The organism is Pseudomonas sp. B2021 (assembly GCF_018135665.1).
Classification (GTDB): domain Bacteria; phylum Pseudomonadota; class Gammaproteobacteria; order Pseudomonadales; family Pseudomonadaceae; genus Aquipseudomonas; species Aquipseudomonas lactis.
The window spans coordinates 1-1,775 of record NZ_SMOF01000019.1 but is presented as its reverse complement, the minus strand read 5'-3'; the positions used below and the strand labels follow the sequence as shown (position 1 = coordinate 1,775).

2 protein-coding genes are annotated in these 1,775 nt (G+C 59.2%); both read left to right on the top strand.

Going from position 1 to position 1,775, the window contains the following annotated elements:
* The first annotated feature begins 46 nt into the window (after positions 1-46).
* The gene (locus tag E1K68_RS27470; RefSeq protein WP_003188936.1) at positions 47-1,441 is read left to right on the top strand and encodes an aminotransferase class III-fold pyridoxal phosphate-dependent enzyme; all 1,395 of its coding nucleotides are present in this window, start codon (positions 47-49) and stop codon (positions 1,439-1,441) included.
* On the top strand, positions 1,438-1,775 hold a 338-nt coding region (locus tag E1K68_RS27465), incomplete at its 3' end, for an alpha/beta fold hydrolase (RefSeq protein WP_212614955.1). The genes E1K68_RS27470 and E1K68_RS27465, both read left to right, overlap by 4 nt.

Here is a 1,775-nt window from a genome sequence, read left to right as displayed (position 1 = left end):
GCCACCACCTTCAACACCTCTTCTGACCATCAGGAACTCTTCCATCATGTCTGATATCCGTATCGCTACCGCCGAAGATCAGGTGCTTCTGGATAAAGAAGCCAAGTATTGCTCCTACGGCGACACCGTTCACTACATCGAGCCGCCGCGTATTTTCAGTCGCTGCGAAGGCTCTTATGTGTGGGACACCGAAGACCAGGCCTACCTCGACCTGCAAATGTGGTACTCGGCCGTCAACTTCGGCTATGCCAACCCGCGCCTGAACAACGCGCTGAAAAAGCAGATCGACACCCTGCCGCAAATCGCCAGCCAGTACCTGCACAAAGGCAAGATCGAGCTGTCGGAAATGATCGCGGTCGATGCCAAGAACAAGTTCGGCCTCGACGGCCGTGTGCACTTCAACGTCGGCGGTTCGCAGTCCATCGAAGATTCCCTGAAGGTGGTGCGCAACGCCAGCAACGGTAAAAGCCTGATGTTCGCCTTCGAAGGCGGCTACCACGGGCGCACCCTCGGCGCCTCGTCGATCACCTCCAGCTTCCGCTATCGTCGTCGCTACGGCCACTTTGGCGAACGCGCCAATTTTATCCCATTCCCTTACCACTTCCGTGGCCCGAAGGGCATGACCAAGGAAGAGTACGGCAGCCATTGCGTGCAGCAGTTCGCCCGCTTGTTCGAGACCGAATACAACGGTGTCTGGGACCCTAAAACCAACCAGTGCGAATACGCAGCTTTCTATGTCGAGCCGATCCAGGGCACCGGAGGCTACGTGATCCCGCCGATGAATTTCTACCGCGAGCTCAAGCACGTCCTGGACCAGCACGGCATCTTGATGGTGTCCGACGAAATCCAGATGGGCTTCTATCGCACCGGCAAACTCTGGTCAATCGAGCACTTCGACGTACAACCGGACGTGATCGTGTTCGGCAAGGCGCTGACCAATGGCCTCAACCCATTGGGCGGTATCTGGGCCCGTGAAGAGTTGATCAACCCGAAGGTGTTCCCGCCAGGTTCGACTCACTCCACCTTCGCCTCCAACCCGTTGGGTACCGCGGTGGGCCTGGAAATGTTCAAGATGACCAGCGAAGTCGACTACGGCGCCATGGTCATGGCCAAGGGCAAATACTTCCTGGAAGGCCTGCAAGACTTGCAAAAACGCTTCCCGATCATCGGCGATGTGGACGGCCTGGGCCTGGCACTGCGCTGCGAGATCTGCGGCCCGGATGGCTTCACCCCGGACAAGGCGACCCTGGACTACATGGTCGAAGAAGGCATGAAAGGCGACATGCTGGTAGACGGCCAGAAGCTCGGGTTGATCCTCGATGTGGGCGGTTACTACAAGAACGTGATCACCCTGGCACCGTCCCTTGAGATCAGCTACCCGGAAATCGACCTGGGCCTGAAGTTGCTGGAGCAACTGCTGGTGCGAGCGACCACGCGGTGAATGCTCAAGGGATCGACCTCGGTGAAGGCACTGCCGGTTTCGTTCTCGGTGATGGTCCGGTCGGGATCCTGTTGATCCACGGCCTGACCGGCACACCGACCGAGTTGCGCCAGGTCGCCAAGGGCCTGGCCAAGGCGGGTAACTGCACGGTGTATGTGCCCACGCTGGCCGGGCACTGCGGCGACAACAGCGACTTGCAGGCCACTGGCTGGCAGGACTGGTACGAAGGCGTGCGCAAGACCTTCGTACAGGTCAAGCAACGCCATGGGCAGGTGTTTGTCGGCGGTTTGTCCATGGGGGCCGTGATGTCGATGTATGTGGCGTCCGAACACCC